The following is a 7,597-nucleotide window of genomic DNA, read 5'->3' as shown; positions in this document are numbered from 1 at the left end:
GTAATCCGTGTGCAATTTCGACTTGTATTGTGTTAAAAAATATGGTACGTAGTACAATATAATTGTACTGAGTACAAACCTCTAAACCATTGCGGCACAAAGAAATCCCCTGCAACCATTGCGGTTAGAGGGGATTTTGTTTTGGTGGAGGCGGGGGGAGTCGAACACAATGAGGATACAGAGTGAGGAATGCCCGTAGGGATTGCCTCCAGTAGCAGGCCGCTGAGCAGGTGGCGAAGGTATAGTAAAAGCCCACAGATTGATACCTGCGGGCTTTCTTTTCCCCCAAAACTTTAATATTTAAATAGATTGTATTTAAGACGCTATATCTTCCGACAAGGACTGCATCGAAGATCTGCGGTTCTATCCCACCCAGGATTCCCAGTGCGCCATCGACCGGGCGGTCAGCATCAAGGCCGGGAAGGCCGAGCTGATCTATGTGTACATCGACGTGGAGCCCATCGGGTTCAACCGCGGCTTTTACACCGTGGACGTCCGCTACTACTACCGGGTCACGGCCGACGCCTTTGTGGGCGCGGTGCGTCCGGTGGAGATCAGCGGCCTGTGCGTCTTTGACAAGCGGGTCATCCTCTTCGGCAGCGAGAGCAGCGCCAAGGTCTTCTCCTCCTGCCTGGACGAGGGCCCGGACGCCCAGATGCGCCGGTGCAGCGTGCCCACCGCCGTGGTGGAGGCGGTGGACCCCATCGTCCTGAACATGAAGCTGGTGGACGTGTGCGAGTGCCACCCCTGCGACTGCGAGCTGACCGAGATCCCGCCCTGCATCTGCGCCTGCTTCTGCAGCGACCTGTGCTTCGGCAACCAGGGCAAGCGGGTCTATGTGAGCCTGGGGCAGTTCTCCATCATCCGGCTGGAGCGGGACACCCAGCTCCTCATGCCCATCTACGACTACTGCCTGCCCGAGAAGGAGTGCACCTGCGGCGGCAACGAGGACGATCCCTGTGAGATCTTCCGCCATGTGAAGTTCCCCGTGGATGAGTTCTTCCCGCCCAACCAGGCCCCCGGCACCCCCGCGTGTTACCGGGAGGTCAAGAACGGCTGCATGGTCTAAGCTGCGCTTCTCAAAAACGCAGAGCGTTTTTTCGAGGGAGATGCAGCCTGCTGCGCGCACCTCGTCGGGTCAAAGTCCGTACCGTTCACCCCGGCCTGACGGCCAGGGCTTACTTCACTCCCTTGCCCCTCCTCTCCCAAACAAACCCGCTTCGCTGGGCTTTGTCTGGGGTCCCGGGAAGGGCCACACACTTGCAGGCTGAGCAGTGTTTTTTCCGAGGCGCATGTCCTCGAAAAAAACGGATTGAAATATTCTTCCGCCGTCTGCGGACGGTGGAACTCTGCGAGGCACTTGCCGCAAACAGCCTAGAGATACGGTCTCCTACTAATTTTGGCTCCCCCGGTCGGTTTGGCCAGGGGAGCCGCTGCATGGAAACCTATCGTTTAATTGACCCAGTGTACGTGCTGCTGATTCTCCAGCGGATAGCAGGAGAGCGCCTCTCCATCCATCAGCGCCTCGGTAAAACGCACTCCGTTGATCTGATGGTTTTCGTAGGTTTTATAATAATAGACCCCATGGGAGGCATCGGCGCAGGAGGCATACAGGGTCAGGTCCGGCTTTCCCTCCGGGGTGATAACGCTTCCCCGGACCATGGATACGCCATCCAGGATGTGGAAGAACTGCGTCACATCCTGGAGTTCATCCCCGGTAAAGAGGGCGTTCTCCTTCAAAAAGGCCGCCCGCACAAAGCGGGACATGGGGGAGACATCGCCGGGCAGTCCCAGCGCGCCCATGCCCTGCCCGTATACGGCCAGGGGAAGCTCCGGCGCAAAGGTGTTCCTGGGGGGATGGGGCGAGAGGGTCTGATAATTGCTCAGGTTCATCTGCTGGTACGGAAAGGGCGGATTGTTGGTGAGCACCCCCACCGGGTCGGGATAGAGATGGGCCCCGTCCTCCATGACCTCCAGCACCATAGAGCCGGTGCCGTCGGCAATGTGCCAGTGCAGCGGGGCCACCGGATAGCCCGGTGCAAAGGGAAGGTTCAAGAGATCGATCCCCTTCAGGATGGCTTCGGCCTGCGCCAGGGTCTCACAGCGGCCCAGCACCAGCGGGATCAGCTCGTAGGGGGCCACGGCGTCCGCTGCGGCCTGTTCCGGCGGGGTGTAATAGGCATTTCCGGGGAAATTCAGGCCCGCCATGTAGAGGCCCTTTTCGTTCATCGCCTCCGCATACAGGGCGGTATCCCGATCCACCGTGGCCATGCCGATCATGGCCAGATGGTGCGCCATGGTGCTGCGCCGGTGGAAGTGCAGCGGATGGTTTCGGGGGGTGATCACCACCTGCTGTCCAAAGGAATATTCCAGATCCAGCGTGCGGCCAAACAGCTTCCGGGGGGCAGAAAACGCGACGCTCGTACACATAAAACAGGCCTCCTTGCAACCTTTTTTTCAGTATACCCCGGGAGAGGCCAAAAAGCAAACCTTCCGCTGGTTTCCGGCGGGCAGACGCCCTTGCGGTATCTTGACAAGATATAAAGAAAAGCGTATAATATCTTTTAAAGAAATTTACGACGGGAGCACCCCCCTCCCGACAAAATTGTCGGGACCCTCCTGACAAAAATGGCGGGACCCCTCCCGACAAAAATGGCGGAGAGAGTAAGTCAAGATAAGAGAATAGAAAAGAAAACCGAAAAAGAGCGTCCCCGGTCTGAGAGGACCGGAGACGCCTAAGCTGTCTTCTCAGCCCTGGATCTCCACGTCGGAGTCCAGGGGGACGATGTTCACATAGCTGTGCCCGGCCCCCAGGGAGATGGGGTTGCCGTTCAGGTCGGTATAGCGCAGCTGCTCATTCCGGCCCCCCTTGCTCCAGAGGATGTCGATGAGCTGGCCGCCGCAGGCATAGTAGCCGGTGCCGCCGCTGGTGAGGTCCACCGTGATGCGGCCCTTGTCGTCCCCGCGGATGGCGGAGCACCGGGTCTTGAGGATGAGCACGTTGGTGACCCCCACCTGCTCGCCGGTGTTGCCGTCCACATAGGGCTTTCCGTACTCCTCCACCAGATAGAGCTCCTGCTCCGGGTCGTAGGTGAAGACGCCCGTTTTCACGTTGGAGAAGGGGACGGTGATGGTGTTGGCCGTCACCCCGCCGGAGGGGGTGCCGTCGGGCAGGAAGTTCATCTCGTAGGTATAGCCCTCCTGGTGCTCCTGCCGGAAGGAGTAGCCCGCGAAGCGCTCCACGATGGTCTCGCCGGTGGTGATGACGCTGTGCTCATAGCCCATGTTGCGCCGCCGGTCGGCGTCCCGCCACATCAGGTTGGAGCCGGGGCTGGAGCCGCAGTAGGGCCCGTTGACCCCGTCCAGGGCGGTGACGTTCCAGGCGCGGATCTTCTCATAGGCGTCGGGGCTGCCGCCGGCGTGGATGTAGACCGCGTCGTGGCCCAGGGCCAGCTCCAGATAGTAGGGCCGGGAGGAGCGGATGGAGCCGATGGCCCCCGCCTGACTGGGGTCCTGATAGACCCCCAGCATCCGGGTGATGCCGCCCTCGGCCAGGCACTCATAGATGATGTCGGCGTCGGAGACACCCACCTGGGGGAGGGCCTGCTTGAGGTTGTTGAGCATGATGGCCACCGGGCGGCGGTTCACATACTCCCCGGCGATGGGCAGTCCCGTGAGGGGATTCACCGGGCCGGTATACTCCGGCTCGGGGGTAGGCGTGGGAATGGGCTCGGGCGTCCGGGCCGGGAGGGAGTGCTCCGGCGCGGGGGAGACCTGGGCCGTGGGCTTCCCGCAGGCGCTCAGGCCCAGCAGCAGAGCGAGACAGAGTGGGGCGAGCTTCTTGGTCAACATGGAAGAAAGCCTCTCTTTCCTGGTAATTCCGGGATAATTTTATGATACCCTCCCGGCCGAACTCTGTCAAGAAAGACAAAAACGGCGGGAAAAACAGCACGGCAGACACGCTCTTTTCGCGTGAAAAAAGCCCTCGGCAGAGTTTCGCCGCCCGGGGGCGGCGAAAGAACGACTCAATCCGTTTTTTTCGAGGACATGCGCCTCGAAAAAAACACTTCTCAGGCCGCAAGTGTGCGAGCGAAAGCGAGTGCATGCGGCGGCCTGCACCCCCTCGAAAAAATGCTTGCATTTTTGAGAAGCGTGTCGAACCTGTTCGACACGCGGACCTGCGCTCTTGCCAAGCCGGAAAAAATACCGTATAATGACTTTAACTGAGCAGTACAGAGAAAAGACTGCAAACGCAGAAAGGTGGTCCCTTCCATGAGCCGTTTTGGTTTCATCCACGACAAAATGGAGATCAAGTTCCTGGTCCTCTACATTATGGCCCGGGTGGCCTCACCCATCGACTTTCCCACGCTGACCGAGCTGACCATGTGCGACGAGGGCGTGGACTATTTCGATTTTGCCGAGGCGGTGGCCGAGCTGGTGGAGACCGGGCATATGACCCTGGAGGATGGGCTCTATGCCATCACCGACAAGGGCCGCCAGAACGGCGAGGCCTGCGAGAGCAGCCTGCCCTACTCGGTCAAGCACAAGTGCAACGCCAACCTGGCCACGGTCAACGGCATCCTGCGGCGCAACGCCCAGGTCCGCACCGAGGTGCTGCCCCGGCCGGACGGGAGCCTCACCGCCCGCATGACCCTGGACGACGAGGGCGGCAACATCATGACCATCGAGCTGCTGTGCGTCAACCGGGACCAGGCCGCCCGCCTGTCCGAGGGGTTCCAGGCCAAGCCCGAGCGGGTCTACAACGAGGTGCTGGCCGCCCTGCTGGACAAAGAGGACAGCAAGGACGAATAAGGATACCGCCCCCGGGGATGGAGTGTTCCGTTCCGCGGGGGCGGACTTGTGCCGGGCGGAAAAAGCGGATATAATAGAAGGAATCAGATTCGGGACGGAGGCATCCTATGAAAAAACTCATGGCCATTGACGGCAACTCCATCATCAACCGGGCCTTTTACGGCATCCGGCCCCTCACCACCAAGGACGGCACCCCTACCAACGCCGTCTACGGCTTTGTGACCATCCTGCTCAAGCTGCTGGAGGAGGAGAAGCCCGACGCCCTGTGCGTGACCTTTGACCGGAAGGCCCCCACCTTCCGCCACCTGGCCTATGAGGGCTACAAGGCCCAGCGCAAGGGCATGCCCGAGGAGCTGGCCGCCCAGATGCCCATTCTGAAGGACGTGCTGGACGCCATGAACATCCCCCGCTATGAGCTGGACGGCTGGGAGGCCGACGACCTCTTGGGGACCATCGCCGCCCGGGACACCGCGGCCGGGTGGGAGACCGTCATCGTCACCGGCGACAAGGACTCCCTCCAGCTGGTGAGCGACCACGCCACCGTCAAGCTGGTGACCACCCGCATGGGCCAGACCACCACCCGCAACATGACCCCGGCGGTCTTCCGGGAGGAGTACGGCTTCGACCCCATCCACATTGTGGACCTGAAGGCCCTGATGGGGGACAGCAGCGACAACATCCCCGGCGTCAAGGGCATCGGGGAGAAGACCGCCATGGACCTCATCCAGCGCTACGGCTCGGTGGAGGCCATCTACCAGGGCCTGGACACCCTGGAGGCCAAGCCCGCCGTGCTGAAAAAGCTGCGGGAGGGGGAGGAGGGCGCCCGGCTCTCCTATGACCTGGCCACCATCCGGTGCGAGGCCCCCATTCCGTTTGCCCCCGAGGACAACCTCCGGCAGGAGAGCCACACCTCTGCCCTCTACGACCTCTTCCTCAAGCTGGAGTTCCAGAAGCTCATCGACAAGCTGGGCCTCAAGGCCCCCCAGGGGGAGACCCCGCAGGAGGAGCAGTTTACCGGCACCTGCACCAGCGAGGTGGTGGAGGACGGGGCCCGGGCCCAGGAGCTGCTGGCGCTCTGGCGCGGGCAGGAGAGCGTGAACGTGCTGGCCCTGCCGGGGCTGGACGTGGTGGCGGTGGAGCACCGGGTGAATGAGAGGGAGTGTCACGCCGCGGTCCTCCGCGCCGACAAGCTGGAGGGGTACAACGACCTCTTAAAGGCCCTCTTCGCCGGGGACATCCAAAAGAACGCCCACGACGTGAAGAGCCTCCTCTCCCGGCTGCTGGAGGAGGGCATCGAGGGGGATGGCTTTGTCTTCGACACCGCCCTGGCCGCCTACCTCCTGGCCCCCACCGACGGCAGCTATGACCTGGAAAAGCTGGGCATGAGCTGGTTCAACCACGAATACCCCAAGGCCAAGGAGACCTACCTGGCCCCCGACGCCTTCTCCCCCCTGGGGGACGAGGGGACGGTGCTGGGCGCCCTCCTGTCCCACTGCGCCCTCATCGGGGCGCTGAAGGAGGCCATGGCCCCCCGGCTCACCGAGCTGGGGATGGACAAGCTCTACTACGAGGTAGAGCTCCCCCTGTGCGCCGTGCTCAGCCGCATGGAGCGGGAGGGCTTCCTGGTGGACCGGAAGGCCCTGGGGGAATTCGGAGAGATGCTGGAGGGGCGCATCCAGGCCGTCCAGCAGCGCATCTACGAGGAGGCGGGGGAGACCTTCAACATCCTTTCGCCCAAGCAGCTGGGGCACATCCTCTTTGACAAGCTGGGGCTGCCCCCCGTGAAAAAGACCAAGACCGGCTACTCCACCAACGCCGAGGTGCTGGAAAAGCTCCGGGGACAGGCCCCCATCGTGGACGCCGTGCTGGAGTACCGGCAGTACACCAAGCTCTCCTCCACCTATGTGGAGGGGCTGACCAAGGTCATCGCCCCGGACGGGCGCATCCACACCTCCTTCCAGAACACGGTGACCGCCACGGGGCGGCTCTCCTCCACCGAGCCCAACCTCCAGAACATCCCCATCCGCACCGAGCTGGGGGCCGAGCTGCGCAAGATGTTCGTGGCCGGGCCGGGGAACGTGCTGGTGGACGCCGACTACTCCCAGATCGAGCTGCGGCTGCTGGCCCACATCGCCGGGGATGAGCATATGATCTCCGCCTTCCGCAGCGGGGAGGACATCCACACCATCACCGCCGGACAGGTCTTCGGCGTGCCCCCCGAGATGGTGACCCGGCAGATGCGCTCGGCGGCCAAGGCGGTGAACTTCGGCATCGTGTACGGGATCTCGGACTTCTCCCTCTCCCAGGACATCGGCGTCACCCGGAAAGAGGCCAAGGCCTACATGGAGCGCTACTTTGAACGGTATTCCGGCGTCCACGCCTATATGACCGATATTGTGGAGCGGGCCCGGAAAGACGGCTTTGTCTCCACCCTGATGGGCCGCCGCCGCTGGCTGCCCGAGCTCAAATCCTCCAACTTCAATATGCGCTCCTTCGGGGAGCGGGTGGCCCTCAACATGCCCATCCAGGGCACGGCGGCCGACATCATCAAGCTGGCCATGATCCGGGTGGATGCCCGGCTGCGCGCCGAGGGCCTGAAGGCCCGGCTGGTCCTCCAGGTCCACGACGAGCTCATCGCGGAGTGCCCCGAGGAAGAGGCCGAGACCGTGAAGAAGCTGCTCACGGAGGAGATGGAGGGGGTCGTCTCCCTGGCGGTCCCCCTGACGGCGGACGCCCACGTGGGCAAGAGCTGGGCCGAGGCCCACTGAGCAACGAGAAAAAAGGA

At 62.4% G+C, this 7,597-nt stretch carries 5 protein-coding genes; 3 read left to right on the top strand and 2 right to left on the bottom strand.

Annotated elements, in window-relative coordinates; genetic code table 11:
- Window positions 1–439: 439 nt before the first annotated feature.
- Window positions 440–1,069: a hypothetical protein gene (locus INF37_RS11955; RefSeq protein ID WP_328821076.1), complete on the top strand. Its 630-nt coding sequence runs from the start codon at window positions 440–442 to the stop codon at window positions 1,067–1,069.
- A 383-nt stretch (window positions 1,070–1,452) separates the two neighbouring features.
- Here the strand turns inward: INF37_RS11955 and bsh are convergent, their stop codons facing one another.
- Both bsh and INF37_RS11945 read right to left on the bottom strand, forming a co-directional pair.
- Window positions 1,453–2,430: a choloylglycine hydrolase gene (gene bsh / locus INF37_RS11950; RefSeq protein ID WP_193538505.1), complete on the bottom strand. Its 978-nt coding sequence runs from the start codon at window positions 2,428–2,430 to the stop codon at window positions 1,453–1,455.
- Between the two features lie 318 nt (window positions 2,431–2,748).
- Window positions 2,749–3,852, bottom strand: a complete 1,104-nt coding sequence (locus INF37_RS11945; RefSeq protein WP_193538503.1) for a DUF3048 domain-containing protein — start codon at window positions 3,850–3,852, stop codon at window positions 2,749–2,751.
- A 420-nt stretch (window positions 3,853–4,272) separates the two neighbouring features.
- On the opposite strand from INF37_RS11945, the gene INF37_RS11940 reads away from it, so the two are divergent.
- The gene (locus tag INF37_RS11940; RefSeq protein WP_193538501.1) at window positions 4,273–4,812 is read left to right on the top strand and encodes a DUF4364 family protein; all 540 of its coding nucleotides are present in this window, start codon (window positions 4,273–4,275) and stop codon (window positions 4,810–4,812) included.
- 107 nt (window positions 4,813–4,919) lie between these two features.
- Window positions 4,920–7,580 carry a DNA polymerase I gene (gene polA / locus INF37_RS11935; RefSeq protein ID WP_193538499.1) on the top strand — a complete coding sequence of 887 codons (2,661 nt, stop codon included), beginning with the start codon at window positions 4,920–4,922 and terminating at the stop codon, window positions 7,578–7,580.
- Window positions 7,581–7,597 lie beyond the last annotated feature (17 nt).

Origin of the sequence: Pseudoflavonifractor gallinarum (assembly GCF_014982855.1) — a bacterium.
Taxonomy (GTDB): Bacteria; Bacillota; Clostridia; order Oscillospirales; family Oscillospiraceae; genus Pseudoflavonifractor_A; species Pseudoflavonifractor_A gallinarum.
The sequence above is the reverse complement of the archived record's forward strand: the minus strand, read 5'-3'. Positions and strand labels throughout refer to the sequence as shown.

Excerpts from the sequence above, each read along its gene's own strand:
- bsh (WP_193538505.1), bottom strand. The coding sequence starts at position 2,430 with ATGTGTACGAGCGTCGCGTTTTCTGCCCCCCGGAAGCTGTTTGGCCGC.
- INF37_RS11945 (WP_193538503.1), bottom strand. The coding sequence starts at position 3,852 with ATGTTGACCAAGAAGCTCGCCCCACTCTGTCTCGCTCTGCTGCTGGGC.
- INF37_RS11940 (WP_193538501.1), top strand. The coding sequence starts at position 4,273 with ATGAGCCGTTTTGGTTTCATCCACGACAAAATGGAGATCAAGTTCCTG.
- polA (WP_193538499.1), top strand. The coding sequence starts at position 4,920 with ATGAAAAAACTCATGGCCATTGACGGCAACTCCATCATCAACCGGGCC.